The organism is Clostridium sp. BJN0013 (genome assembly GCF_040939125.1).
Taxonomy (GTDB): Bacteria; Bacillota; Clostridia; order Clostridiales; family Clostridiaceae; genus Clostridium_B.
In genome coordinates this window covers 927707-954013 of record NZ_CP162495.1, presented here as the reverse complement: position 1 = coordinate 954013, position 26307 = coordinate 927707, and the positions used below count along the sequence as shown (strand labels likewise).

28 protein-coding genes are annotated in these 26307 nt (G+C 31.5%); 9 read left to right on the top strand and 19 right to left on the bottom strand.

The window, feature by feature from the left end; all coding sequences use genetic code 11:
• Nucleotides 1-19: 19 nt before the first annotated feature.
• Nucleotides 20-1291, bottom strand: coding sequence for an IS110 family transposase (locus AB3K27_RS05045; protein ID WP_368487573.1), 1272 nt, complete (start codon nucleotides 1289-1291; stop codon nucleotides 20-22).
• 270 nt (nucleotides 1292-1561) lie between these two features.
• On the opposite strand from AB3K27_RS05045, the gene AB3K27_RS05040 reads away from it, so the two are divergent.
• The 5 genes from AB3K27_RS05040 (at nucleotide 1562) to AB3K27_RS05020 (ending at nucleotide 6315) form a co-directional block, all read left to right on the top strand.
• Nucleotides 1562-2884 carry a methyl-accepting chemotaxis protein gene (locus AB3K27_RS05040; protein ID WP_368490150.1) on the top strand — a complete coding sequence of 441 codons (1323 nt, stop codon included), beginning with the start codon at nucleotides 1562-1564 and terminating at the stop codon, nucleotides 2882-2884.
• A 147-nt stretch (nucleotides 2885-3031) separates the two neighbouring features.
• Complete coding sequence (locus tag AB3K27_RS05035; protein ID WP_368490149.1) at nucleotides 3032-3931, top strand: SDR family oxidoreductase; 900 nt, start codon at nucleotides 3032-3034, stop codon at nucleotides 3929-3931.
• A 158-nt stretch (nucleotides 3932-4089) separates the two neighbouring features.
• On the top strand, nucleotides 4090-4272 hold the full coding sequence (locus tag AB3K27_RS05030) for a hypothetical protein (protein ID WP_012103353.1): 183 nt from the start codon (nucleotides 4090-4092) through the stop codon (nucleotides 4270-4272).
• Between the two features lie 149 nt (nucleotides 4273-4421).
• Complete coding sequence (locus tag AB3K27_RS05025; protein WP_368490148.1) at nucleotides 4422-5153, top strand: ATP-binding cassette domain-containing protein; 732 nt, start codon at nucleotides 4422-4424, stop codon at nucleotides 5151-5153.
• Complete coding sequence (locus AB3K27_RS05020) at nucleotides 5146-6315, top strand: ABC transporter permease (RefSeq protein WP_368490147.1); 1170 nt, start codon at nucleotides 5146-5148, stop codon at nucleotides 6313-6315. The genes AB3K27_RS05025 and AB3K27_RS05020 overlap by 8 nt, the downstream gene beginning before the upstream one ends.
• A 35-nt stretch (nucleotides 6316-6350) precedes the next feature.
• On the opposite strand, the gene rpoN is transcribed toward AB3K27_RS05020, so the two are convergent.
• From rpoN to AB3K27_RS04965, 11 genes are all read right to left on the bottom strand, one after another.
• Complete coding sequence (rpoN, locus tag AB3K27_RS05015; RefSeq protein WP_368491177.1) at nucleotides 6351-7712, bottom strand: RNA polymerase factor sigma-54; 1362 nt, start codon at nucleotides 7710-7712, stop codon at nucleotides 6351-6353.
• 212 nt (nucleotides 7713-7924) lie between these two features.
• On the bottom strand, nucleotides 7925-9310 hold the full coding sequence (locus tag AB3K27_RS05010) for a hypothetical protein (protein WP_368490146.1): 1386 nt from the start codon (nucleotides 9308-9310) through the stop codon (nucleotides 7925-7927).
• A gap of 41 nt (nucleotides 9311-9351) precedes the next feature.
• Nucleotides 9352-10653, bottom strand: coding sequence for an acetyl-CoA hydrolase/transferase family protein (locus AB3K27_RS05005; protein WP_368491176.1), 1302 nt, complete (start codon nucleotides 10651-10653; stop codon nucleotides 9352-9354).
• A gap of 300 nt (nucleotides 10654-10953) precedes the next feature.
• Nucleotides 10954-11235 carry a NifU family protein gene (locus AB3K27_RS05000; RefSeq protein WP_368490145.1) on the bottom strand — a complete coding sequence of 94 codons (282 nt, stop codon included), beginning with the start codon at nucleotides 11233-11235 and terminating at the stop codon, nucleotides 10954-10956.
• Nucleotides 11236-11284: 49 nt separating this feature from the next.
• Entirely contained in the window at nucleotides 11285-12739 is a 1455-nt protein-coding gene (locus AB3K27_RS04995) for a 4-hydroxyphenylacetate 3-hydroxylase family protein (protein ID WP_368490144.1), read from the bottom strand.
• A gap of 278 nt (nucleotides 12740-13017) precedes the next feature.
• On the bottom strand, nucleotides 13018-14460 hold the full coding sequence (locus AB3K27_RS04990; protein WP_368490143.1) for a sigma-54 interaction domain-containing protein: 1443 nt from the start codon (nucleotides 14458-14460) through the stop codon (nucleotides 13018-13020).
• Nucleotides 14461-14766: 306 nt separating this feature from the next.
• Nucleotides 14767-15183 carry a MaoC family dehydratase gene (locus AB3K27_RS04985; RefSeq protein ID WP_368491175.1) on the bottom strand — a complete coding sequence of 139 codons (417 nt, stop codon included), beginning with the start codon at nucleotides 15181-15183 and terminating at the stop codon, nucleotides 14767-14769.
• Between the two features lie 37 nt (nucleotides 15184-15220).
• The gene (locus AB3K27_RS04980; RefSeq protein WP_368490142.1) at nucleotides 15221-16510 is read right to left on the bottom strand and encodes an acyl-CoA reductase; all 1290 of its coding nucleotides are present in this window, start codon (nucleotides 16508-16510) and stop codon (nucleotides 15221-15223) included.
• The gene (locus AB3K27_RS04975) at nucleotides 16507-17613 is read right to left on the bottom strand and encodes an acyl-protein synthetase (RefSeq protein ID WP_368491174.1); all 1107 of its coding nucleotides are present in this window, start codon (nucleotides 17611-17613) and stop codon (nucleotides 16507-16509) included. Before AB3K27_RS04975 ends, AB3K27_RS04980 begins: the two co-directional genes overlap by 4 nt.
• A gap of 35 nt (nucleotides 17614-17648) precedes the next feature.
• Nucleotides 17649-19118, bottom strand: coding sequence for an AMP-binding protein (locus tag AB3K27_RS04970; RefSeq protein ID WP_368490141.1), 1470 nt, complete (start codon nucleotides 19116-19118; stop codon nucleotides 17649-17651).
• A complete protein-coding gene (locus AB3K27_RS04965) occupies nucleotides 19115-19357 on the bottom strand; it encodes an acyl carrier protein (RefSeq protein WP_368490140.1) in 243 nt (80 codons plus the stop codon). The genes AB3K27_RS04970 and AB3K27_RS04965 overlap by 4 nt, the downstream gene beginning before the upstream one ends.
• A 322-nt stretch (nucleotides 19358-19679) precedes the next feature.
• Here AB3K27_RS04965 and AB3K27_RS04960 point away from each other — a divergent pair, with 322 nt between their 5' ends.
• Nucleotides 19680-20336, top strand: coding sequence for a cupin domain-containing protein (locus AB3K27_RS04960; RefSeq protein ID WP_368490139.1), 657 nt, complete (start codon nucleotides 19680-19682; stop codon nucleotides 20334-20336).
• 197 nt (nucleotides 20337-20533) lie between these two features.
• On the opposite strand, the gene AB3K27_RS04955 is transcribed toward AB3K27_RS04960, so the two are convergent.
• Together AB3K27_RS04955 and AB3K27_RS04950 are read right to left on the bottom strand one after the other, a co-directional pair.
• Complete coding sequence (locus AB3K27_RS04955) at nucleotides 20534-21538, bottom strand: G1 family glutamic endopeptidase (RefSeq protein WP_368490138.1); 1005 nt, start codon at nucleotides 21536-21538, stop codon at nucleotides 20534-20536.
• Nucleotides 21539-21740: 202 nt separating this feature from the next.
• Complete coding sequence (locus AB3K27_RS04950) at nucleotides 21741-21914, bottom strand: GyrI-like domain-containing protein (RefSeq protein WP_368491173.1); 174 nt, start codon at nucleotides 21912-21914, stop codon at nucleotides 21741-21743.
• Between the two features lie 227 nt (nucleotides 21915-22141).
• Here AB3K27_RS04950 and AB3K27_RS04945 point away from each other — a divergent pair, with 227 nt between their 5' ends.
• Both AB3K27_RS04945 and AB3K27_RS04940 read left to right on the top strand, forming a co-directional pair.
• Complete coding sequence (locus tag AB3K27_RS04945; protein ID WP_368490137.1) at nucleotides 22142-22648, top strand: PH domain-containing protein; 507 nt, start codon at nucleotides 22142-22144, stop codon at nucleotides 22646-22648.
• Nucleotides 22641-24044 (top strand): PH domain-containing protein, encoded by a 1404-nt coding sequence (locus AB3K27_RS04940; protein WP_368490136.1) that lies wholly within the window; start codon nucleotides 22641-22643, stop codon nucleotides 24042-24044. The genes AB3K27_RS04945 and AB3K27_RS04940 overlap by 8 nt, the downstream gene beginning before the upstream one ends.
• 283 nt (nucleotides 24045-24327) lie before the next feature.
• Here the strand turns inward: AB3K27_RS04940 and AB3K27_RS04935 are convergent, their stop codons facing one another.
• From AB3K27_RS04935 to AB3K27_RS04925, 3 genes are all read right to left on the bottom strand, one after another.
• Nucleotides 24328-24651 carry a DUF4351 domain-containing protein gene (locus AB3K27_RS04935; protein WP_368490135.1) on the bottom strand — a complete coding sequence of 108 codons (324 nt, stop codon included), beginning with the start codon at nucleotides 24649-24651 and terminating at the stop codon, nucleotides 24328-24330.
• Complete coding sequence (locus tag AB3K27_RS04930; RefSeq protein WP_368490134.1) at nucleotides 24633-24818, bottom strand: hypothetical protein; 186 nt, start codon at nucleotides 24816-24818, stop codon at nucleotides 24633-24635. The genes AB3K27_RS04935 and AB3K27_RS04930 overlap by 19 nt, the downstream gene beginning before the upstream one ends.
• A gap of 71 nt (nucleotides 24819-24889) precedes the next feature.
• Nucleotides 24890-25054 carry a hypothetical protein gene (locus tag AB3K27_RS04925; protein WP_368490133.1) on the bottom strand — a complete coding sequence of 55 codons (165 nt, stop codon included), beginning with the start codon at nucleotides 25052-25054 and terminating at the stop codon, nucleotides 24890-24892.
• A gap of 136 nt (nucleotides 25055-25190) precedes the next feature.
• Between AB3K27_RS04925 and AB3K27_RS04920 the strand changes: the two genes are divergently transcribed.
• Entirely contained in the window at nucleotides 25191-25346 is a 156-nt protein-coding gene (locus AB3K27_RS04920) for a death on curing protein (RefSeq protein ID WP_368490132.1), read from the top strand.
• 280 nt (nucleotides 25347-25626) lie between these two features.
• Here the strand turns inward: AB3K27_RS04920 and AB3K27_RS04915 are convergent, their stop codons facing one another.
• Together AB3K27_RS04915 and AB3K27_RS04910 are read right to left on the bottom strand one after the other, a co-directional pair.
• Complete coding sequence (locus tag AB3K27_RS04915) at nucleotides 25627-25764, bottom strand: hypothetical protein (protein ID WP_368490131.1); 138 nt, start codon at nucleotides 25762-25764, stop codon at nucleotides 25627-25629.
• Nucleotides 25765-25810: 46 nt separating this feature from the next.
• Complete coding sequence (locus AB3K27_RS04910; RefSeq protein WP_368490130.1) at nucleotides 25811-26053, bottom strand: hypothetical protein; 243 nt, start codon at nucleotides 26051-26053, stop codon at nucleotides 25811-25813.
• Between the last annotated feature and the right edge of the window lie 254 nt (nucleotides 26054-26307).

The window sequence follows — 26307 nt, the reverse complement described above, 5'->3', positions numbered from 1 at the left end:
TATTATTTATAATTAAAAATCAACTTATTTTCGGTGATATCTCTTGACTTACTTTTGTTACTTCAAAGCCTTGAGCTTGAAGAAATAAAATAATTCTATCTATATCAGGTTGAAAATGTCGAGAAGTGTTTTCTCTTTTTAGATATTTTTCATAAATAGAATTATCAAAGGCTTCATTTTTTAAAAGCATATTATAAATACAGGTTAAAAGCATTCTTGCTATAGCAATAATTGCTCTTTTGTGCCCACGTCTTTTCTTTATACTTTCATAACGATATTTAAAGTATGGGCAGGACTTGTTTTTTATTGCTGCATTAGCACACTGAATAAGTATTGGCTTTAAATAAGCTCCGGCACGGCTTATACGAACACTTTTCTTTTTGCCAGCACTTTCATTATTTTGTGGTGTAAGACCTGCCCAAGAACACAGATGTTTAGCATCTGGAAAGACTGACATATCCACTCCAATTTCAGAAATTATAGTTGTAGCAGATTGTGTAGTTATCCCAGGGGCAGAAGCAATAAGCTCAATTTGTGACTTAAATTCACTTGAAATTAATGAAATGGCAGTATCAAGTTGAGAAATACAATTGTTAATATAATCATAATGATTCAAGCATACAGACATCTTTGCTGTTTGATTTTTAGAGATGCTTCCTTGCATAGCAATCTTAATTTCGTCAGCCTTAGATAACATACTCTTGTGTAGAAATTGAGTATAGTCTATATCTAATTTATCAGGATGCTCCATGGCATATTTAATTATAGCTGATGATGATTTACCAAAGGTATCTGATACTACGCTTGAAATCATGATATTTGAAACTGTTAATGAATTTTGGAATCTGTTTTTCTCACTTGAACGGAAATTTGTAAGTTTAAAGCGATAGCGCATAAGGTCTCGTAGTTCTCTTATGGCCTTTGGAGGAATAAAACTTCCTTTAACTAATCCATGCTTATGTAAGTCTGCAAGCCATAGAGAATCTTTTTTATCAGTTTTTTTGCCGGGAATGTTTTTAACGTACTTTGGGTTAGCCAGAGTAATATTACAGGAATCTTCAAGTATGTTATAGATAGGTATCCAGTACTTTCCGGTGCTTTCCATACAAACTTCTTTACAGTTATGCTCAGATAACCACTCTTTTAAATGGAAAAGATTCTTTGAGTAAGTACTGAATTGTTTGGTTGCATAGGTAGTGATGTTATTCTCATTGGTTGATGTTACAGTTGCAACTACAAATTTTTTGTGAACATCAATACCGCAACAAATAGGATAAACGATTTTTAACATTTATATCACCTACAAATAAAAAAATAAAGTACACAGGTGTTGACTGAATACTCATACTTTTAAACGGTCTTTGTTTAAACAAAGATTAACTTACGTGCCCTAGGGCACACTTATTTGTACTTAAAAGAGTAATCGGCACATGTTATTATACGGATTACAGTGAAGTGCAATCACACTCACCCCGCCGTGCTCTGTAGTACACCTGTATACTTGTCTATATTATTCACAGTAATTGGTAATTTTAATCACTCTTTCATTAATTTTTGTGCCTTGAGCACAGCGAAAGGAATGAATGTTATTATGAATAAAATTAAAGATGTTTCAGTACGTATTCGTATTATGCTTTTAGTTTTTTTTGCAATGTTTGTATCAAATATATCTATAGCAGTTACTTTATCCTATAACCTTTATAATAATTTTTTTCAAATACTGACCGGGCAGATTATTTTCAAAGCTATACTATTTTTTATAATTTTTGAAGCAATTGCAGGTTCACTGTCAGAATTTGTCATTATAAGGCCTTTAAAAAAAGGCATTATACTTGCTGATTCCATTGCAAACAACGATCTTTCAGTTAACATTGAAACTATTCATCATGGAGAAGCAGGCCAGATGATAGAATCCCTTTTAAAAGCAAAAAATAATTTAAAAAATTTAATATCGGAAATACAAAAATCTTCTAAAAAAGTAGCTTTTTCCTCTGAAGATTTGAATAATATAATCGGACAGGCTAGTGCTCATATAAATGAAATCAATACAGGAATTAAAAAACTTATATCTGATTTCCATCAAAATGTTGAGAATATAAAACAAACTTCAATTTCATTATCTGATATAACTGATAATTCACAAAATACGGCTGAACTTGCTTCTAAAATTTTAGAATATGCAAAGTCGGTAAAGTATGCTGCTGAAAATGGTAGAGTTTCCGTTGATTCTATTGTAGGCGCTATAAATGATCTTGCCTCAAACTCAAAAGATGTAAGTGATGAGGTACTTGAACTTGAAAAACAAAGTAATAAAATCGATGAAATTGTTGTTATTATTTCTGGAATTTCAGAACAAACAAATCTTCTTGCTTTAAATGCTGCTATTGAAGCCGCTAGAGCTGGTGAGGCAGGCAGGGGCTTCTCTGTGGTAGCTGAGGAAATAAGAAAACTTGCAGAAGACACCAACAGTTCCCTGCAGGATATTGGTAACCTTGTTAAAGATATGAATGCAAAAACTAGAAATGTAGTATCTGCTGTTATGACAACAGAAGAAAAGGTAGAACTTGGGGTCTCTAAATCCAACCAGATAAAAACAAACATAGATGAAATTATTGACAGTATTGAAAATACCTTTAGTATGTTAAATACTATAACTGAGGGAGTTACAACTCAAGCAGCTGCTCTTGAAGAAATGAGTGCAACTATAGATAGTATGAATTCAACTGTTGAATCAGGAATTGATGTTTCAAATGATATTAAGGGAAAACTGAATATACAAGAAACCTTATTTAATAAAATTGACAGTACTTCTGGCGAACTGGTGGTTCTATCCGAGGATATGAACAAACTTACAAATATATTTAAATTATCAAGTGATTCTTAGATTCAGATAAAGACATAAATAAAAAGCAAAAGTTTTATCTTATAATCTAGATTCTAAGCTGACTCTTATTTTCTATCTTTAAATTTTATAACACAAATAAAATATGTACATATGATATTAAGGTAGATATTTTTAGGAGGAGTATATTTGAAGTTTTACTATCCATATTTAGGTTATAAAGAACAATGTAAAAAAATACCCATTGCATTTCCCCCTCAGCATCAGTCAGTTCAACCAGGTATGGAATATTTAATGATTCCAAGACCTATATTTGACAATCCAGATTATATAGGAAGTTGCAAGTTAGAAGACAAGGTTGCCCTAATCACAGGAGGTGACAGTGGCATAGGAAGAGCTGTATCCTTAGCCTTTGCAAAGGAAGGGGCAGATGTTGCCATTGCATATTTTAACGAACATAGGGATGCAAGAGAAACAAAAGAATTAATAGAGGACCAGGGCAGAAAATGCATCTTGCTCCCTGGTGATTTGAGAAAAGAATCCTTCTGTAAAAAAATAGTTGAAGATACTATTTCTGCTTTTGGATGTTTGGATGTGTTAGTTAATAATACAGCTGTACAATTTCCACAAAACAAACTGGAAGATATTAGTACAGAGCAATTGGAGGATACTTTTCGTACAAATATATTTCCATTATTTCATGTTACTAAAGCTGCTTTAGCTTATTTGAAAAAAGGAGCTGTGATTATAAATACAACTTCTATTACAGCTTATCAGGGGAGTAAACTTCTTATTGATTATTCATCTACCAAAGGTGCCATTGTAAGTTTCACCCGCTCATTATCTCTTTCACTGGTATCAAAAGGAATAAGAGTTAACGGAGTAGCTCCAGGACCTATCTGGACTCCACTTCAGCCTGCAAGTTATCCAGCTGAATATATTACAACTTTCGGTACAGATACTCCTATGAAAAGATCGGGACAGCCTGTTGAACTTGCCCCTATATATGTTTATCTAGCATCAGAAGATTCCACTTATGTTACCGGTCAAATAATTCATGTAAATGGCGGAGATTTTATAGGTTCTTAAATTTATAACAGGGGAAGGCATGTAAAAATTTTTACATGAGCATTCTCCCCTAAAATTTTACTGTAAAATATTATAAAATAATTTTATAAATCATACCAATGTGGAATATATATATATAATAGTTTGAAACAAATTTTCTAAAGAGAGGAGATGATAATTTGACTAAAGAAGAAATTGCCCTGCAATTGGCCGTAGCAGCCCTTGGCCATTTTAACCTCTTAGAAGAAACAAGTACTAAAACAGACATAAAATTTGATATAGATAAACAACTAACCAAACGACTGGGAAAACATGTGGCTAATTTATACAATACAATCCTTGATAACATAAATGTCAAATAGAACAAAGTACCTAAGATTTACACAAATTAAATCTAGGTACTTTTTTATAGACAAACTCTACCAAACTTAAAAATTACTTGATAAATATTGAAAAATACACACTTATATAGTAACTTAATAGTATATGTCTTATAGAAGAAGGGATATGAATGCTTGAAATAAAAAATATAAGTAAAGAATTTAAAGATATAAAAGCTGTAGATAATCTATCTTTCCATGTAAGTAAAGGAGAAATAGTAGGCCTTCTGGGTGAAAATGGTGCCGGAAAAACTACCACTTTAAGAATGATTTCCACTATGTTAAAACCTACCCGGGGAACTATAGAGGTTAATGGATATGATGTAATTAGAGAACCTTCCAAGGTGAGAGGAGAAATAGGCATTTTATTTGGAGGTGAGGTTGGACTTTATGATAGATTATCAGCTAGAGAGAACATTGAATATTTTGGGCGTCTCTATGGAATGACTCAAGAAGAAATAAATAAAAAAATAGAAGAACTCATAAAAGATCTTGAAATGGAAGAATACATAAATAGAAAAGCAGGCAAATTTTCAAGGGGAATGAAGCAAAAGGTATCCATAGCAAGGTCTATAATACATTCTCCAGAAGTAATGTTGTTTGATGAGCCAAGTACCGGACTGGATGTTTCCGCAACAAGAGTAATACATGAATTTATTTTGAAATGCAAAAGTGAAAATAAAATAATTCTTTTATCCTCTCATTCCATGACAGAAGTAGAAAAACTCTGTGATAGAGTTATAATAATCCAAAAAGGAAGACTTATAGAAGAGGGAACCGTAGATCAATTGAAGAAAAAATATAACGATCGCAACTTGGAAGAAGTATTTATAAAATTAATAGGAGGTAATGTCCATGAATAACTTTTGGATAATTTTCAAGAAAGAACTTATGGATATTTTCAGGGATAAGAAAACTCTTGTGTTCACTATACTATTACCTATTATAATGTATCCTGCCATGTTTAAAATAATAGATTTTACCATGAAAGACACCACAAAATCCATTGAAAAAAATATAACTATTGCCTATAAAGGCAGTGAAAGTTCTTCAGTATACACTATGTTAAAAAATCTAAATAACATAACTATAGATAATACAGGCAATACAAATGAAAAACTGAAAAAGGGAAAAATATCCCTTATAATTGAAGCTCCTGAAGACTTTGACTTAAAAATTTCCAATAAAATTAAGACCACTGTCAAAATAATATATGACAAAGACTCCAGTAAATCCTCTCTGGCATCTTCACTTATAAAAGACACTTTAGATAATTATAATAAATCTATTGTATATGAAAGATTGAATGAAGAAGAAATTAATACAGATATATTAACTCCTTTTCAAGTAAAAGAGGAAACTTTAGATAATCAAAATGATAATACCATAGCTTTTGGAATTTTAAGTGTACTACCTACTATATTAATTATTTTTATGATAAGTCCCACCATAGGAATAGCTGCTGATCTTGTGGCAGGTGAAAAAGAAAGAAACACCTTTGAAGCACTTTTATCCACATCTGTGAAAAGAATGTCTATATTTTGGGGAAAACTTATGGCAATTTCATCTGTGGCACTTATTACATTAATAGTTACATTAACTTCCATGATAGTCTCCATGCTCTACATATTTTCCTCAGAAGGGAAATTAAGTATTCCCATAGGTGCTTTTATGGTTATAGGCATAGTATCTCTGTTTGTATTAATAGCACTAAGCTCCATAGAAATATCCATAAGTATGTTTGCCCGTTCCATGAAAGAGGCAAATACCTATCTTGGTGGATTTATAATTCCTGTAATGATTTTAACTTACATACCTTTTATGATGGATTCAAAAAATATAGGTTTTTTATTTTTTAATATCCCCATAGTAAATGCAGTGGTAGTTATGAAAGAAGCTATTGCAGGAGTATTTAACCCTTCTCATATTACAGTGGTTTTACTCTGGCATATTGTATATGTGATAGCTACCGTATTTTTGGCAAAATTTATGTTTTCCAAAGAAGAAGTCGTATTTAGATCTTAACAATTGATTATTATCTTCAACTATAAAAGGGAGAATTAAAATCTTTTTCTCCCTTTTGATGATTTTATACCCATTTCTTCTCTATATTTAGCCACAGTTCTCCTTGAAATATTCATACCCTGCTTATTAATTAAATCACATATTTTTTGATCAGATAGTGGTTTTTTCCTATCCTCTTCATCTATCATTTTTTTAATGTTATTTTTAATAATTAAACTTGATACACTCTCCTCTTTAAAACTTGTAATCATACCTGTAGTAAACAAATCCTTTATTTTTATTGTACCCCTGCTTATGTGTATATACTTATCTCTTATAGCCCTGCTTACAGTAGATTCATGCATATTTGTACTATTTGCTATTTCTTTTAAAGTCATAGGCTTTAGATAATTTTCTCCATAATCGAAATAATCCCTTTGAACTTCCAGTATCTTTTCCAGAACTTTATAAATAGTACTTTTTCTATGCTGTATGCTTTTTATTAAAAACAATGCACTGTTTAGTTTTTCTTTTACATAGCTTACTGCATCTTTGTCAGTATCGTTATTTATTATATCTTTATACATTGCATTTATGGTCAATCTTGGTGTTAAATCATCATTCATAATTATAAAATATTCATTATCTATTTTTTTTATATATGCATCTGGTGATATATACCTTACACTTTCTCCTGTATAAAATCCCCGGGAAGGTTTAGGAGAAAGTGTCTTTATTAAATCTCCATATTCCTGAGCCTGCTTCACATCTATATTCAACTCTTTTGCTATAACATTATATTTATTTTCTGCTATGAATTCCAAGTATTTATCTATTATTATAAATATATTTTCCTCATCCATACCTTTTTGTTTTATCTGTATTTTTAAGCATTCGGCTAAATTTCTCGCTCCTATTCCATAGGGTTCTAAAGAATGAATCACTTCTACACAATATGCTGCCAGTTCTTTTGAAATTTTCAGTTCTTCTTCTATTTCCCTATTCTCCAATATTAAATATCCTCTATCATCTATATTTTCTACAATATATAAGCATATTGTCTTTATACACTGGTTTTCATCAAGATCTCTTATTTGATCTTTCAAATACTCTTTTAAAGACTTTTCTTCAGAAATAAAATTAAAGGGAGATACTTCCTCGTCAGGGTTTCCATTATAATTATGATGGCTATAGTTGTCAAAATCCAGATTTTTTATAATTTCTTTATACTCAAGTTTATCTTTCTCTACTTTATCCACACTGGATTCTTTAATATCAAGCACAGGATTTTCCTGAAGTTCTTTTTCCACATATTCCTGGAGTTCAAAGCTTGACATTTGGAGCAACTTTATAGATAATTGCATTTCCTGGGTCATGGCCAATCTTTGTTCCTGAGTTAAATTAAGAGAAAAATCCATTTTCACTTTTATACACCCCCATTCAAAATTATTATGAAAATAATTTTCTATTATTCTTATTATATCATGAAGCAATAGAATTGATGAAAACTTTTTCACAGGTAGTATCAGAAATACCAGGCTCATATGTTATATAAATACAAATCCACCAGAAAACCACCAGTTACAAACTGGCGGTTCTCTGATGGATTTGTTATGTTTTGTATAAAATTTTAAGCTTCTTCCTTAACTTCCAATTTTTCTTCTTGTGGTGCAAAAACGTTTACGTCCAAATTCTTTTTATTACCGAGTAATATCAATAAACTGAGCACTATACCAACGCCAAGACCCCACGCAGCACCTCTTGCAACTATTACAGCTGCCATTACACCAGCAATTCCCAAGTCATTCATAGTACGTGACTTCAATATACCTATCCTTACGGAAACATATCCTTGAATCAACATGGTAAGTGCCAGTGCTATGCTTAAAACAGGTGTAACAAAAGTAACTATAGGCATAAGAAAATATCCTGTTAAAGTACCAAATCTAAAAGAACCTGCACCACCATTTATTGAATCCATGGCTTTTCTACCATGTTTATATCTATCGCACACGACAACCTGCATTGCTGCCCAGAGAGGTCCACACATAGTTATATCAGGTCCTATAAGTGACATTGCCATATTACGTAATCCAAATATTAAATGAGATCTGTTAGGATTATAATCTATTAATTCATCTGGTCGTGATTTAGCTGCATCTTCAATAAGAGCCTGTGCCTGAATCATTTCACCAAATAATATTACATATGCTGAAAATACCATAGGTATTGCTTGAATAAACATCTTTAGAGGAGGAAAACCTATAGACCAAAATGTCCAGTGACTCCAAAGTTCACCAAAAGAAGGATTTGAAAATCCCCATTTAATAGTTGGCCATACAGTTTCCCCTACAATAGGACCTACAAAAACCGCCAATAATACACAAGGTAATATTCCTAAATTAGATATCGTTTTAAGAAATTTACTCTTATTTCTTATACTCTTAAAATGATTTGAAAATAATAAATAAAATGCCAGTCCTATACAGATTACAATAGATAGTGGAAATTTATCAAAGTGACCGCCTTTTCCGAATACAGTATTTACAGCTGCAAGACCGGCTCCCATTATAATACCTGCCTGCATACAATTAGGTATTAATGTAATAACCTTCTTGCCTAAACCGGTAATTCCAAGAAACGCAGCTAAGATTCCAAGACTTAATTCAAAGGCAATCAATGCCTGTACCCTTTCAGGTCCCATTGGAAATTCGCTTACATACAGTATCAAAAGTGGTATAGCGGGAGTAACCCATCCAGGTACAACCGGATCTCCCAGGAAAACATGAGCACAATAAAATATTCCATTAAGGACAACAATAGCTAATGCAACTTCAAAGGGCATGCCCAAATATTGCTGAAGCATAGGAATTGCTCCAAGACAGACAGCACACATTAGAAGTCCCTGAATATAATCTGCTATTTCAAACTTATAGTGGATCCCTGGAACACGTATTTTAAACGGTCCTGCCGCCATATACGGTTGTTCCTTTCCATATTCTCTTTTTCGTAACATAAATTTTCTCCTTTACAATATATTTTAAATTTATAATTTAACTAAAATTTACAATTAAATCTAGCTTCAAACTCCTTCTTTAAAGATTTCTTAAAATTAGGGTGTGCAATATTTATAAGTGCTTTAGCTCTATTTTTTAAGGTTTTTCCTTTAAGATTAGCAACCCCAAATTCTGTTACTATATAATCCACTTCATTTCTTGAAGTTGTAACTGCAGCTCCAGCATCTAAAAGTGGAACTATTCTTGAAACCTTGCCTTTAGCTGCTGTAGAAGGGATAGCTATAATTGCCTTTCCACCCTTTGACAAATTAGCTCCTCTAATAAAATCTACCTGGCCTCCTACTCCACTTATCTGTTTTAATCCCACACTTTCAGAACATACCTGTCCCATTAAATCCACCTGAACACAGGAATTTATTGAAACCATATTATCATTTTTCATAATTACCAGTGGGTTATTTACATAGTCTACAGAATAAGTTTCTACCATTGGATTATTATTTACAAAATTATACAATTTTTCTGTCCCCATTAAAAATGTTACAACTATTTTACCTGGATGAAGAGTTTTCTTCTTGTTATTAATAACTCCTGCCTTTACCAATTCCACTACACCATCTGATATCATCTCAGAATGTATTCCAAGATCTTTCTTGTCCTTTAAAAACATAAGCACAGCATCTGGTATAGCTCCTATTCCAAGCTGAAGAGTAGATCCATCTTCAATTAAAGATGCACAGTTCTTTCCTATAGCTTTTTCCACTTCTCCCAATTTAGGTGGCTGCAATTCTATTAATGGGTGTGAAACTTCCACTATATAATCAATATCTGATACATGTATAAAAGAATCTCCAAGTGTCCTTGGCATATTTTTATTTACTTCTGCAATTACAAGACTGGCACTTTCTGCTGCCGGCTTAGTATAGTCATTGGAAACTCCAAAACTGCAGTAGCCATATTCATCTGGCTCACTTACCTGAATAAGTGCCACATCTACACGCAGCCGTTTTTCTTTAAATAATTTTGGCACTTCGTAGAAAAAACAAGGTGTATAATCTGCTCTTCCTGAATTCACTGCCTCTCTGGTACTTCCACCTACAAATAAGGCATTATGTTTAAAATATTTTTCCATACCCTTTTTCACATAATCACTCTTACCCATGGCTACCATGTGAACTATCTCAAGTCCTATATAATTTTCTTTATTTTCAACCAGTGCATTTATTAAATCTGATGGCTCTCCCACTGCATGTGAAAAAACTACTCTACTGTGGTTTTCTATTTTCGAAACAGCCTTCTCTGCACTTACCAGCTTTTCTTTATATATATCTTCCCATTCCATAAAAATTATCTCCTCCATATACTGTCTGTTTAAATATTTATTTAATATACCTTTAACTTCATTAAAATCTTCTTCAGAATTCACCAATATTTTCTCAAACTTAAATTTAAACTTACTATGATCAATGCAGCAACTGGTACATCCACATAAAACTATGACTACATCGTAAGTTTTATGTGGTTCGATTATTTCAAAATTACAATTGAAGTTTTCCTTTAAATTATATAGAAATTGTTTTCTATCATATTTGGGATTACATCCACCGCAATATTTAATTCCTATATCCAAAATATACTCACCTTACTTATGATGCTTACTTAATATTTTTCTTGCCAGATTCAAGGTATCTTCATCTATGTAATCTATAACCTCTACTGACTTTATTTCAGGAATTTCATCTTTTATGGAACCTTCCACTAAATCCTGTACTGTATACTTAGCTGAAATACAGCCACTGCATTGACCTAAAAGCTTTACTTTAACTATACCCTCTTTTACTTCAACAACTTCAATATCTCCATTATGGCTGTTCAAATAAGGTCTTACCTTTTCTTCAATTATTTTTAATACTCTTTCCTTCATAAAATACAGCACCCCATTTTTAGGGAAAAGGTGAAAAGCCACCTTTTCTTTACTCTTCTATTCTGGCTATATTCTTAGCAAGTATCTTTTTCTGTGCTAGATTTCCCTGTCTTGATATCATTATTCTCTGAGCTTGAGGTGAACCTGCTCCATGCATGGATTCAGTTCTGTATCCTACTGCTGCTGTACCAAGACATAAATTTTCTATTAATCTAAGTATTTTCATTCTGTTTTCAACAGGCACAGAGGCAACTCCTACTAAGTACTTTTCTACATATTTTCCTACTTCAGGACTCTTATAATCCTTTTCAGAAGGCATAGTAACCATTAATCCTCCAGCTATATCTTCTGCTAATCTTACGATTTCATAAGGAAATCTTGTTACATTTTGCTTACATACATTTGCAAGAAGTAGATCTATTTGATAATTTCCAGCTTTTGTTGCATGTCCTTCAGCTGAGCAGGCGATTCCACAAGCATAAAGAGTTTCATTTAAATGCATCATCTCTATTAATTTATCTTTTATATGAGATGCTTTAGCAGCTCCATTATAGTCAGCAGCTACCGCAGCAGCACCTATTAATACATCTCCTACTCCTACTTTACATCCACCATAACTTTGTCTATGATACCCTGCAAATCTTTCTACCATCATTCCTGCATATTCAGTTTCGCCATTTAAAAATATCCTGTCATTTGGAACAAACACATCGTCAAATACCACTAATGCCTCTACTCCGCCAAACTCTCTATTACCAACATCTATGTCAGCATCTTTCTCCATTTTTCTAGTATCACAGGACTGTCTTCCAATTATCATAGTTATTCCTTCTGCATCTGTAGGAACAGAAAAAGCTATTGCATAATCTTTATCTTCAGGTCTCATAGCAATAGTCGGCATAACCAGTACCTCATGAGAATTACATATACCTGTCTGGTGAGCCTTTGCTCCTCTTACAACTACACCATCTTCTCTTCTTTTTACAACTCTTAAATACAAATCTGGATCAGCCTGTTTGCTTGGTGACAATCCTCTGTCTCCTTTTGGATCTGTCATAGCTCCATCTACTGTTAAATCGTTATCTTGAGCATATGCTAAAAATTTCTTGAAATTTTCAAAATAATTGGTGTTATATTCTTTATCTATTTCAAAAGTAGTGCTGTATACAGCATTAAATGCGTCCATACCAACACATCTTTGGAAACAAGCTGCAGTTTTTTGTCCGCACAATCTCTGCATTTTAACTTTTTTCACTAAATCTTCACTGCTTTGATGCAAATTTGTGAATCTATTTATTTTTTTACCTGTTATATTTGATGTTACTGTCATTAAATCCTCATATTCAGGCTGCTTGGCTAAATCATAAGTCATTTTAACAGAATTTAAAGATGGACGAAGTACAGGATTGTCTACTGGATTGTCTATCTTCTCTCCCAAATAATAAACGTTTAATTTCAATTTACGTAAACTTTCTACATATTCTTCTCCAGTCATTAAAGACATGAAAATCATTCCTTTCATAAATAAATATATTTTTGATTACACTATATTATTTAGCAATTTTCATGCCAAATTTTTATATGATCTTTAAAAAAATTTTACAAACTATGTATAAGCCTATATTCTAAAAATTTCAATGCTTTATTTCATCTATAATCTGTATAACAAAATTATACTTTTGCTGCAATATTGCAATTAAAAGACCCTTATGTGCCCATAAGAGTCTGCTTGCCTGCTCATATTGTCAATTGAATGTTTTGTATGCATAATTGCAACAAATTTTACTTTTGCAACACATGCTTATTTTTATACCTTTTTCTCTTTCTTACTAAAGTAGAAGCATTTATTCCCAGCTCCTTAGCAGCATCCCTTACATTTCCGTGTTTCTCCAGTGAACTTTCTATTATAGATTCCTCTAAATTTTCTACTGCTTCTTTTAAAGTCAAGTTTTCATTCCACATATTACTGCCTGATACATCACTATCCCAGACTTCCTTAATAGGCAAATCACTTCTCAGTATCTTGTCTCCCGAACTCATAATTATAACTCTCTCTATTATATTTTTTAACTCCCTTACATTTCCCGGCCATTTATATTTTTTTAAAGAGTCCACCGCTGCAGTGGTAATTATCTTATTAAAGTCATATTTTTTATTAAATACACACATAAAATGACTTATAAGAGGCTCAACATCATCTTTTCTTTCCCTAAGAGGCAAAATTGTAATAGGCACTACATTTAATCTATAGTATAAATCCTCCCTAAAGGTTTTCTTCTCTACCATTTCCTTTAAATTTCTATTGGTGGCCGCAATTACCCTTACATCAATTTTAATAGTATCTGTTCCCCCTACTTTTTTGATTTCACCCTCCTGAAGCACTCTCAACAACTTTACCTGCATATCCAGAGGAAGTTCTCCAACTTCATCCAAAAAAATACTTCCTCCATCTGCTAGTTCAAAGAGTCCTATTTTTCCTCCTTTATTTGCACCTGTAAAGGCTCCTTTTTCATATCCAAAAAGTTCTGATTCTATAAGATTACAAGGTATGGATCCACAATCTATTTTTATAAAACTTCTATTACTTCTGCTGCTGTTTTTATGTATATACTTCCCTATTTTTTCTTTACCCACACCAGTTTCTCCAAGTAAAAGTACGGTAGTATCTACCTTAGCTACTTTTCTGGCCATTTCCAATGTATTAAGCATTTTTTCATCTTTTGCTATGATATCTGAAAATCTAAGAAGTTGTTGACGCATTCCTTCCAATTGGGAGTAATATTTTTGGGTAAGTTCCATGTTCTTTTTCATCTGTTCCTTAAGCTCATAAAGCTCTGTAACATTTCTTACATTTGTAACTACCATTGTTATTTCTCCCTTGTCATTAAAAATAGGACTGCTTGAAACAAGCACTGTTTTACCAGTTTTAAATTTTTGTTCTACAGTAGCATTTTTCCCACTTTCAAGAACCAAAAGGGTACCAGACTGGGAAAGATATTTATTCTCTACAAGGTACCTCATATTCTTTCCTATCATGTCACTTCTTTTCATTCCAGTAATTTTCTCATAGGACTTATTTAAAAATATAGTATTTGCATCTCCATCAGTTATATATATACCATCATAAGAATTTTCAATAACCTGATATAACTGCTTTACTGTTGGATCCAATACTTTTTTCCCCTTATGCAAATCATCAAAATCCAATAATTCCTTATTCTTCATATTACAATCCCCTTTCAAATTACACAAACCATAGTAACTTTTTAATTTAGCCATAAATAAAAAGAGAATCCTCATGAATCCTCTTCTCTATTTTAACCGCCTGCAGCTCCTAAAAATATTTCATACAATTTATGAAAATTATATAAAATATTTACATTTTGAAGCCGCCTCATCACTGTCATTAGTTTTCAGTATATATGAAAAAAATTTTTAAGTCAACAATGTTTTTAGGCTTATACCTTATTCCCATATAAACAAAAAATTACCACAATAGATATACATATGCTTTTACTGTAATTTTTTTGATCATTTTAATGGAGGCATGACGAAAGCTTCACCTGTTAGAACTTTACTGTTATTATGATTTATACAAGTTGTCTTTAGTTTTACTATATTTTCTTTTTTATATATTTCCAAAACCTCTACTTCCACCTTTATATTATCTCCAAAATATACGGGTAAATTAAATTTGGAATTTTGGCTTAAATATATGGTTCCTGGTCCTGGAAATTTCATGCCTATACAGGCTGATATATAACCGGTTAACAATATGCCATGGGCTATTCTTTTTTTAAATTTATCCTTATATTTAAATTTATCTGTATGAAGAGGATTGAAATCTCCAGTTATTTTTGCAAATGAATATACATCTTCACAAGTTACAACTTTTTCAATACAACCTCTATCTCCAATATTTAATTCATCAATAGTTAAACCTCTCATAAATTTATATTCCTTCCACATATAAATCAATCTTAAACTAAATATTCAGACTGCACCACATTACAAGTTCATTTATCATAAAATTTCCGTCCCAGGGAGAATCATAAATATTCATAGTTCCCACATTTACCACCCTATTTACGCCAAGTGATGTAACCTTATCTGCAAATTTAAAAAGTTTACTCTTATCTAAAATAGCATAACCTATAGTTTGAATTCTCCGGGTAATCAAATTCTCTACATCAAATATACTGTTTATTTCCTTTACAAAAATACATCTTCCACCTACAGGTTCTTCCAATACTATTTTGTCATTAATTAAAATGGTATATTCAAGTCCCCTGCTGCAGCAGATATCTTTATCAGGGTCAAGACTGTATATTCCTCTTTCATTTATAATTTTTACACAGATACTTTCATCAAGCAAATCATTATATCTTTTATTTATCTTTTCAAAGGATCTTTTTAACATCTTAATTATATCTTTCAGGGGAACACGGCTTTTTTCAACAAATAGTACCTGGGGAGAAGAACAGGCTTTTTGCTGAAATAAGACTATGTCCTTCACTAGTTTATCCATATATGAAAAACATTTATCACTTTCAAGAACATCTCTGTCAAATAGGGCAAAAGAATACTTTGGTCCAAATACCAAGTCTTTACAGGTGGTTTTTTTAGGAAGTGATGTGATGTAATCTACTGCATCTTCTCCTCCCCATACAATTCTTGCATCTGCCATAATGGACATGGATTTATTTAAGGATTCATCTTCCCTCGGAAAATATACTAAACATATATTTTTAAGTAAATCTTTAGAATCATATATTTTTTCCTCATAAACTACCTGTATATCATCCAGAAGCTTCAGCAGTCTTAAAACCAGGGCCATACTTTTTTCAGGAACTTTTACAAGGTTTGAATTCCTTGCTATAAGCGATTGAAAAATTGAATAAAGTGCAAGAGTGCTTACATTTCCCGCTATCCAGTGACAGCTTATTCCCCTACCCTGTGCTTTTACAAATTTATCATTTCCTATGGATATAAATTCATCTAAATATTTTTTATCCTTCAAATTGATTTTTATTAACTTTTCTATATTTGATCTTCTAAAATAAAAAGATAAATAGGATACTCCTTGAATTTTTAGAAGCTGTCTATCTCTGCACAATTTTTTACTATACTCATCCAATATAAGTACAATAGCCTGGGTGGGCATAGAATTTAATAATTTTAAGTTTGATTTCAAAATATCATTTACACGACTGAAACTATTGAAGCTTATCTCTTTTTCATAAAGGTATCCATCCAATGAATAACAATCTATCATTTTTTCTCCTCCCTTTCTGCAAAAGTATCTCCACAGCCTCTTGTTTCAGCTTTTTCTATTCTAGATCTAAACTTAAAATATTTTCCCCGTCTTCCACATCTGCAATCATCAACTCCCATAAATTTACCTACATCTTCTGTTAAAATACCTTGAGAAGGATAACTGGTTCCAAGGATACTCAAGACTTCTATTATTCCCTGTTGTCCAATCTCTACTTCATCTAAAGTATTGAAATCTCTTATTATAATATCTGCAAAATCCGGTACATGTTTATATCCACATTCGCAATCCACAAACACCACACCCAGCTGTTCCACCATTCCATAAAAATCCATTATATTACTTTTTTCAGTACCAAATATCTCAGCTGTCACTCTGTTAAATTCCTCTTTTTCAACACTTTCTGACACAAGTTTCTTCCACCCGCCGCTGTGTAAAAGTTTCATTTTAGGCAAGGATAATTTAATATTTTTTTCCTCTAACTGTGTTACAAATTTACTCCATATTATATAGGTAAATCCATAAACCAATATTTCCCTGTTTTTATTCTCTTCTTCAAATTTCCTTAGCCTAGACAGATTTATTTCAAGCTCTCCATCTTTTTCGTCCATAGCATAGGTTATACTGCTGGCAAAATTACTGATTCCTCTCACTGCCGCCCCCCTGGCATTTAACACTTCCTTGTTCTTGTTTACACCTGCCGTATCTAAAATTAAAAGGGGCTTTCTGGTAACTCCTAAAAAACTCTTTAATATATTTATAAGTGCCTGAGATTGTCTTATAGATGTACCTTTATCCAGATATATCTTACTTGGAGTCTTTGAAGTTGTGGAACTGGAATTCAATACTCTTATTACATCTTCTTTTCTGCAGGTTAAAAGGTCAAATATCTTAAACATATTTACTGGAATAAAAGGCACCTGGCTAAGCTTTGAAATTTTAGAAATATCTATTGAAAGTTTCCCATACATACTCTTTACATTTGGATTCACTTCATTTAATGCAAGCTGTTCTTTAATTATTTCAAGCAGCATACTTTCTTTTTCTTCCTGAAACATTTCAAATTGATCCCTGAAAATTATATTTTCTATTAAAAGTTTCATATCCACAGCATATCTCACCTATTTCCATACTTATTTTACATGTCTTTCAATTTTGCAAATAATACTTTTCCCGAAGAATTTTTGGGAAGCTGTGATAAAAACTGAACATATTTAGGCAACTTGTATCTTGGTAATACTGAAGAACAATAGTCAATTATATACTTGTCATCTATAGAAGAATTTTTATCTTTTAAAACCACAAAAGCCTTTATAGCCTCTCCTAGAATATCATCTTCAACCCCTATGACAGCACACTCAACCACTTCCTTTATGCTGCATATAGTGTTTTCAATCTCCTTAGGACTTATTCTATTTCCCGCACACTTTATTATATTTTTTTCCCTTGAAACCACAAATATATATCCATCTTCATCCCTAAAAGCTAAATCTCCCGTGTACAAAAGACCATTTTTTAGCACCTTTTTTGTCTCTTCCTGGTCATTAAAATATCCCTTCATTATATTTCCGCCTCTTGCAGCTATTTCTCCAACCTCTCCCACAGAGGTAGGATTTCCTTCTTTATTTATTACCACAAGCTCTATTCCCGGAATACCACGTCCTATGGAACCCAATTTATTTTTAATCTGCTCTGGAGGAAGATATGACAATCTGGCTGTAGCCTCAGTTTGTCCATACATAATGTATACATCAGTTTCTTCAAGTGCTTCACATAGTTCCGATATGAATACTTCTGGGAGCCTGCCGCCTGCCTGGGTTACATACCTTAGTGAAGGTAGTTTGGCCGTCTTAATACTGGTCATTCTAAGTAATATCTGATAGGTACTTGGTACTCCTGCAAAACCAGTGCAGTTATATTTTTTTATATCTTCTATAACTGTTTCCGGAAACATAAATCTATTATTTATTACAAGGCTTCCCCCACATCTAAAATGTGTGTTCAAAAGAGATGTTCCATAACAATAGTAGAAGGGAAGTACCACTTCCACTCTGTCATTTTTAGTCAATTTCAAATACTCTATTATGGAATTGGTATTGTACATGAGATTATAATGAGTAAGCATTACCCCTTTTGGTTCTGAAGTAGAACCCGATGTAAACATAATAAGTGCCGTATCTTCTTTTTCATCTATAAAGCCTCTTGAATTAGTTTCATCTTTACTTGCCCAAACACTTTCCTCACTATACACCATGGTGTCCCTACAGACTATCTTCTCCACTTTATTTCTGTATTTTTTCTGGCAAAATACTATCTTTATTTTTAAAATATCCATAATATACCTCATATCGTTTTCAGATATAGTGGGGTTTACAGGGACACATATGCTTCCATTTTTAATTATTCCAAAATAAGTTTTTATAAAAAAAACAGAATTGTCTGAAATAACAAGTACACTATTTTTTTTTGAACATCCATTTTCCTGCAATAAATAAGTTACATAATTTACGCCCCCATAAATTTCCCTGTAACTTATTTTACTTTTATCTATTATCGCTACTTCGTCTAAATCTTTAGACTTTTCAAAAATATAGTCTGTAAAGGTCATATTTCTACTCCATATTTTTTTAATATCTTCTTAATGTCTCCAATAGTGTACATTCTAGATATATCCACTACATCAAAATCTGCCCCGAATTCTTCTCCCAGCGCTGTAACCAGTTCTACGTGGGCTAAAGAATCCCATGCTTCTATTTCATCCGGCCCCAAATCGTCTTTAATATCAGCTGTATCCTTTATATTTAAGGTATCACAAATTATCTTGTTGAATTTATCTAGTTTTTCCATGAGTATATCCCTCCAAAAATATATTGATTACATTAACTAAAGCAATTACCATGCCACCTTAAAAGATACCCTGATTTTAAGGATATATAGATTTTCCAAATAATTTTATTGCATTAATGCAACAGAATTATTAAATTTTTGTATAATACAAGAGCGTTTATGCCATATATACTTATGTTGCAATTTTGCATACCATTTCATTTTTGCAGCTACATTTATCTTATCCCACAGGATATAAAATATAAGTTATAATTCCCATGATCACATTTCTAGAAATTATAACATATTATAATTTTGTAAGATTATGAGAGGAAGAAAAAATATGTATAATAATTATAGGACGTATCCACGTCACTACTGTAGAAACACACAAAACTACGCTTCAGATAGTATGTATAATACTTATGATATTTATCCCTGTCCTTACTTTGTAAGTACAATTTATCCTTGGGATTTTTGGCGGGTATATAATGATCCATACATTCCTTACGATGATGGAATTGAGTATTATTCAAGACTTGATTCTTCACATTCTGCAAAAAATGAGAATTCAATTCAATTAAGAGATTATGGACCACAACCTTTTGTAGTCGATATTAATAAAGCCACCAGTAAAAATAATACTTTCCGTACTGCTTTATGGACAGGATCTCATCTTCAAGTTACTTTGATGAGCATACCTGTAGGGGAATCTATAGGTCTTGAAATTCATCCTGACGTTGATCAATTCATACGTGTTGAAGAAGGGCACGGACTTGTTAAAATGGGAAACAGCAAACATAATTTAGATTTTCAAGCAAAAGTTTATGATGACTTTGCAATTATGATACCTGCTGGTACATGGCATAATGTTGTAAATACAGGTAATACACCTCTTAAAGTTTATTCTATTTATGCACCACCCAAGCATCCACGCGGCACAGTTCATGTTACCAAAGCAGAGGCAGAAGCTGCCGAGGGAGATAAAGTATCAAAATAGTGTGTAACAAATAAAGCACATCAAGTAATCCTTAGGTTCAGGTGGAGTTTGCTATAGATGAATGCTTTTCTCCATCTGAACCTAAGAAGAACTTATCCAGACGCGTAGCAGTGCTTATCTCCTACTTTGAAAAAGATGAGAGTATTAGCTAATTGCCGCATTCGGATAAAAACTTGTATTATAATAAATTAGTAATGTTATGGACTCTTCTGAAAATGGAATCGGCCACTAAGATTATCTATACGCCTTTGCCCTGGTGGAGTATTATTAAATCTATGTCTAAAGTTAGGGACATAATTTTGATTATTATCTGGTCTATTATTTGAATTACCATTAGAAACTGCTGTAGTTGTGGTAAAAGATTCCCCATCTACTCCCAATGAAGAAGGATAAATCACAATATTTCCACTACTTGACTCCATTGCAACAGGACAAATTGTATTACTAGAGTCACTCAAAGAATTGCCATTAACTTTTGCAGATTCATACTTTACTACATCTGTATTTGCCAGAGGCACAAGTTGTCCGTATACATCTGACGGATCTTCACTTATCCACTCTGCTGATGTACCAATTCCTTCAGCATAAGAAGAATCTAATGTAGTGGATATAGTTTGAGTTTTTACTTCAGCACTAGGTGTAGTGACTGTAAATGTAAGATTCCATGTATAACCTGATGAATTATATATATTCACACTAATAGTAGAATTAATTGGTATGGTCATTATATTTTGGGCAACATCAGGTAATTGCTCCCAAAATACTACTGCAACAGGTTGTCCATTTTCTAGCTCTTCCATGGTTCCCATTTGAAGTAAATCTGAAGAATCTATTCCACCTAAGCCAATCCATTGTGCAGCCACCGTATTTTCATTATTTGAAGAAATACTGGGAACTGTCCAACTTCCAGAGATACTAGTATAACTATCACTTTCAGAAGCAGGTGTAACTATATATCCCGCCCAATTGCTGGATTTCTCTGTATTATCGGGAAGATCTATTGTAGTTTCATTATTTTGAGACTGATAATCTTGGATTGGATGGATTAAATCTGAGCCTGGAAAGCAGTAGTTTGATAGAACATATTTATTATTAACAATATTATAAGACTGTTCTTTGGCAATAACAGAACTGCTTCCTAAAAGTAAAAATACTGATAACAATAAAATTTGAAACTTTTTTAATACATTTTTCATTTTCATTAATAAAATTTTCACCTCTATCCACATTTAAATTTATTTATTTAATTATAATAATGAATGTGTTACGAAATTATGGCAATAATATTATTTTAATGTGAATTTTTTATTAATGATGTTAAAATTATTATTAAGTTCTTCTAAGATTCAGATGGAGAAAGTATTTCTCATAAACAAACTCCACCTGAATCTAAGAATCATTTGATTATTTTTTTACTACGGGTATCCATATTTCACATTTGTAATCCTTTGATGATAGATCTCCAAGAGGATATACTTCAAGTTCAGGTGCATCTGCATGCTCAAATCCCACTGACGGAAACCACTCTTCAAAAATTCTTGACCATATATTCTGTATTGCATGTGGCATAGAGCCTATCGATGTAAATACCTTATCATTAATATATTAAAATTTCCTGTCTTACCCTGCTTTTATATGACAGATTTTTAACAAGCTGAAAGCCTTAAAAAATTCAACTTCAAAAGAAATTGCAGTAGCCAGCACAATCTCATAACAGTTTTGCAGTTATATTATTGATAATGAGTACCTGCTATTATAAAATATAATAGTGAGTATAAAAAATTCATAACATGCAAGGAGATAATATGAATATAGAAAATGAGCCTAAAACCTATGAAAGAATTCATAAAAACGCTATAAAAACATGGATAATATCAAAAGCTATAACAAGCATCATAATTATTGCTATTTATACTTTAGTAATGCAGCTGTTTCTTATCCCAAAATTTGGGCATATCCTTTTAGTTAAATATATAGTCTATATATTAGCATTGATTATAATATCCATCTCCATAGCAGATACTTTTATAGGATCCTTTTTAGAGTATGAACAATGGAGGTATGCCATATTTGAAGATAAAGTTGAATTAATAAAGGGTATTATCATAAGAGAAAAGACAATAATCCCTATCTCAAGAATTCAAAATTTAAAAATAAAACAAGGTCCCATTCAAAGAATCTATAAAATAACTTCTGTAAATATAATAACTGCAGGAGGCCATTATGAAATACCTGCACTGCCTTTGGAGAAAGCAGAAAAAATCACAGAAAATCTCAAAAAAGTTATAGAAGCAGGTGATGTAGTTGTCTAACATAGAAAGAAACCATATTTTAAGACTATTTTATAATTTTATAAATATGATTAAAAATTTTATACCCCTTGGAATCATACTAATAGGGTTTTTAGCAACCAAAACAGGACTTATAAAATCCATCTTAATACTATCCATTTTAATTATACTTATACTTTTATGTGAACTGGCAGCATGGAGAAGAAATTTTTTTATAGTAAAAGTGAACTCAATATATCATGAAGAAGGGGTTTTTAGTATAAAAAAAATTGAAATCCCCTTAGATAGAATTAATACAATAGATATTTCCCAGAAGCTTTTAGAAAGACTTTTCAAGGTAGCCACTATTAAAATTGATACAGGAGATACCTCTACCAGTGGAAGCGAACTAAAATTTACTTTAAATAAAAATAGGGCAGAAAGCCTAAGAAATATTCTGCTAAAAAATCAGGAGTATGATTCTCAAAAAACACAGGATAATTATCATTATATTATAGATACAAAGCATTTATTTATATATTCACTTATTTCAAATTCACTCTTTAAAGGAATTGGACTGTTATTTGTTGCAGAACAATTTTTTGAGGATTATTTAAAGTCCTTTATCAATATAAATACTTCAAAATATATTAATCAACTGGAAAAAAATGATCTCTATCACAGTATAACAATAATAATATTTTTACTGTTTGTTTTAATATTTATAAGTATTTTTTTATCTATTATATATAATGTCTTTAAGTATTATAATTTTAAACTGTGGGCTGACGAGAAAAATATTTATGTAAATTATGGCATTGCAAATAAAAAAAATTACTCCTTTGACAAAACAAAAGTAAAAGGCATACACATAAAACAAAGTATTTTGATGCAGCATTTTAAATTTTTCACCTTGGAAATTGAAAATATAGGCTATGGAGATGAAAAAGGTGAAAAAGCTATACTCTATCCAATATGTAGTGATTCGTTAAAAAAAGATATTTTTAAAAATATACTTGGAGAATTTGAATATAGCGGAGAAGTGAACAAGCCCCAGAAACATACTTACTTTAGATTTTTATATAAAAAATTTATACTCTGGGCTGTTATAGCAATTATCTGCTTTTTTATAAAACCTGTATTTGTATTACCCAGTTTAATAATCTTATTATTCTTATTTGTCATGGGACATTTAGAGTTTAAAAACACTGCTTTTGGCATGGATAAAAATATGGTCTATATGTGCTGCAATAGCTTTAATAAAACCCAATCTCTGTTAAAAATAAAGGCGGTACAATCAATGACCCTGTCCTACAGTTATTTTCAACACAATAAAGGAATTTGTAACTACAGTGTTATTTTACAAAGTTCCACTTTTGGTAAAACTCTGAAGGTAAAAAATTTGAAAAACAATATTGCAGGAGAACCATTTAAGTAACGATACCTCATCCAAAACAAGTATAGGAGAATTTTTTAAAATTGCCATTGCAACAGATACCCACTGCTCCTCGCCGTCGGACAAATAAACTCCCCTTCTCCAATAAGAGTTCATATCCCTTAGGTAAATTTTCAATAAATTCATGGCTGCAATTAAAATGACAACTGCAGCTGTAACATTTACTAAATCCGGTATGAGCCACGAATTTTTCAATTTTTCTACATTTCTTTGTGAAGGATCTGCCCGAACTTGGCTACTGTCCCAAGGAGAGCCGCTGCCCTAATCATGATAAATATCCATCTATATCTTCTAATTTTTCTATATCTAAAATATTTTCAATAATTAAATTTAGTTCATTACTACTTGCTTTTTTTATCCTCTCATTAAAAGTTCTATCTGAATAATTAAACTTTTTATTAATCAGTTTTAAAACCCTTTCTACATCCCTTAACCTAGCTTCTTCTCTTCCTTCCTCTCTGCCTTTTTGTGTGTAGTGTATTTTCCTTATTTCATCAACAGACATGCTAAATACACCTCCCTGTGATTTTTTAAATTCCTCATATTTACCTTCCAACTCTGAGTCTTCAATTAAAAATAAATATTCCAAAAAATTATCTCTTTTTGTATTTCACTTAATTCTTTATCTAAAGACTCCGTTCCAAGTTCCCATGCTATTTCATAAAAAAGCTCCGGAAAAAGTAATTCTACTATTTCTACTTCGAAAGCTTCCAATATTGTTTTCCAGGCTGCATCAAAATCATGTTTCTTTGTCAAAAGTTATTCACGCCCTTATACTTTAATTGATTTATTAATTTTATTATATCAAACTTTTATTAATTTTTTCACTAATATTTCAATACATTGTTTTTAAAAGAATTTACAGCCAAATCACTTTCTCCAATATAAATAAGGGAGTCGTCTCTAAATTCACATTCATACTTGCCTTTTAAACAATAATTCATGCTTATTATTTCATCATACTGTTTTATATCCCGAAAACAGCTTTCCATAGAAAAATCATTGAAAATATGTTATTTTTGATTTTGAAGAATTCAGTAAAAATGCTATATCAGAAGAAGAAAAGTTAGATAATATTGCTGATAGAATATTAGAAGAGAACATGGAAGCATTTGAGGAATTAGCTAAATGAAGTACATTTCAATTGAATATATTTTAAAACTTCATGACAAACTCATCAAAGCCACAGGTGGAGCAAAAGAAATAAGAGCCATAGACCAGGTAAGTGAAAGCATATCTGATATTCTTAATGCTGAATTAAGTTCCAAAACTATTAAAGCATAATTTCTCATGTTTCCTGATCCAATTAAATACTTCTTTAAATCATTTATTTTTTTAACCTATCTTATTGGTTCTACTCTTTCCATTTTTACCTCCAATTAATTACACTTATTATCTATATATATTACATTATGCGTAATTAAAAATTTCGATTTTATATTTTAGAGTATAAAAAATAGGTATAACCCCTTATATACCAAGGTTTTATACCTGAGCTGTGAGTTCCACACAACATCCATTCTGTGGAAGTAACCTTATTAAATTTTGCGATAATTCGTTTTTACTACACTACCAATCTTATCATAATTTTGTTTGCAAATTTTCCAGAATTCCTTCTAACTTCTCTTATAAGGTCAAATTCAAAAATTAAAATTGCTATAATTTCTGGCTTAAGTATATCAAGTAAGTTTAAACTTTCCACTAAACTATTTTTTAAAGGAGTGTCACTAATAAATATGTATCAAGAACTATTTCGTTGACATGGAAGCACTTCCTCCAAATGAAATCGAAACCCCTAAAATGAAACCAAAATCATATAAACGCCCTCTATTATTTATTTCATAGATTCTTACCTTAGGATTAAATATACTAATTATAAATGTAATAGGTGATATTAGTCCATGCCATAAACCAGCCCAGAATCCAGCAGGTTTAGCATTAGGTAACTTATACTTTGAATTTGAACCTGCAACAGAAAGAATATTTGCCATAATATTATCCTCCTCATTAAATATATCCTCTTATTTAAATGACCATAAACCTTAGAATACAAAACATCTTCTGAGTAATTTTTGATCCTTGTACAACTTTTTTAGTTATCTTATAACCAAAGGCTTCTATAGTTTCTTTAGTTCTTACTAATATGGTTTTTAATAACTCTTAACAAGTATATACAAAGTATATTATAAAATTTAATATACTTCAATATCCAATTATGTTGATACTAATCATAATTGGATATAAA

What these genes read in the sequence shown, in the direction of transcription:
- AB3K27_RS05045 (WP_368487573.1), bottom strand. Translation starts at nt 1,291, where the DNA reads ATGTTAAAAATCGTTTATCCTATTTGTTGCGGTATTGATGTTCACAAA.
- AB3K27_RS04955 (WP_368490138.1), bottom strand. Translation starts at nt 21,538, where the DNA reads ATGAAAATGAAAAATGTATTAAAAAAGTTTCAAATTTTATTGTTATCA.
- AB3K27_RS04910 (WP_368490130.1), bottom strand. Translation starts at nt 26,053, where the DNA reads ATGGCAAATATTCTTTCTGTTGCAGGTTCAAATTCAAAGTATAAGTTA.
- AB3K27_RS04995 (WP_368490144.1), bottom strand. Translation starts at nt 12,739, where the DNA reads ATGTCTTTAATGACTGGAGAAGAATATGTAGAAAGTTTACGTAAATTG.
- AB3K27_RS04920 (WP_368490132.1), top strand. Translation starts at nt 25,191, where the DNA reads ATGAAGTACATTTCAATTGAATATATTTTAAAACTTCATGACAAACTC.
- AB3K27_RS05025 (WP_368490148.1), top strand. Translation starts at nt 4,422, where the DNA reads ATGCTTGAAATAAAAAATATAAGTAAAGAATTTAAAGATATAAAAGCT.
- AB3K27_RS05005 (WP_368491176.1), bottom strand. Translation starts at nt 10,653, where the DNA reads ATGGAATGGGAAGATATATATAAAGAAAAGCTGGTAAGTGCAGAGAAG.
- AB3K27_RS04985 (WP_368491175.1), bottom strand. Translation starts at nt 15,183, where the DNA reads ATGAGAGGTTTAACTATTGATGAATTAAATATTGGAGATAGAGGTTGT.
- AB3K27_RS04945 (WP_368490137.1), top strand. Translation starts at nt 22,142, where the DNA reads ATGAATATAGAAAATGAGCCTAAAACCTATGAAAGAATTCATAAAAAC.
- AB3K27_RS04960 (WP_368490139.1), top strand. Translation starts at nt 19,680, where the DNA reads ATGTATAATAATTATAGGACGTATCCACGTCACTACTGTAGAAACACA.
- AB3K27_RS04990 (WP_368490143.1), bottom strand. Translation starts at nt 14,460, where the DNA reads ATGAAGAATAAGGAATTATTGGATTTTGATGATTTGCATAAGGGGAAA.
- AB3K27_RS04925 (WP_368490133.1), bottom strand. Translation starts at nt 25,054, where the DNA reads ATGGAAAGCTGTTTTCGGGATATAAAACAGTATGATGAAATAATAAGC.
- AB3K27_RS05020 (WP_368490147.1), top strand. Translation starts at nt 5,146, where the DNA reads ATGAATAACTTTTGGATAATTTTCAAGAAAGAACTTATGGATATTTTC.
- AB3K27_RS04965 (WP_368490140.1), bottom strand. Translation starts at nt 19,357, where the DNA reads ATGGAAAAACTAGATAAATTCAACAAGATAATTTGTGATACCTTAAAT.
- AB3K27_RS05010 (WP_368490146.1), bottom strand. Translation starts at nt 9,310, where the DNA reads ATGTTACGAAAAAGAGAATATGGAAAGGAACAACCGTATATGGCGGCA.
- AB3K27_RS04980 (WP_368490142.1), bottom strand. Translation starts at nt 16,510, where the DNA reads ATGATAGATTGTTATTCATTGGATGGATACCTTTATGAAAAAGAGATA.
- AB3K27_RS04970 (WP_368490141.1), bottom strand. Translation starts at nt 19,118, where the DNA reads ATGACCTTTACAGACTATATTTTTGAAAAGTCTAAAGATTTAGACGAA.
- AB3K27_RS05000 (WP_368490145.1), bottom strand. Translation starts at nt 11,235, where the DNA reads ATGAAGGAAAGAGTATTAAAAATAATTGAAGAAAAGGTAAGACCTTAT.
- rpoN (WP_368491177.1), bottom strand. Translation starts at nt 7,712, where the DNA reads ATGGATTTTTCTCTTAATTTAACTCAGGAACAAAGATTGGCCATGACC.
- AB3K27_RS04975 (WP_368491174.1), bottom strand. Translation starts at nt 17,613, where the DNA reads ATGAAACTTTTAATAGAAAATATAATTTTCAGGGATCAATTTGAAATG.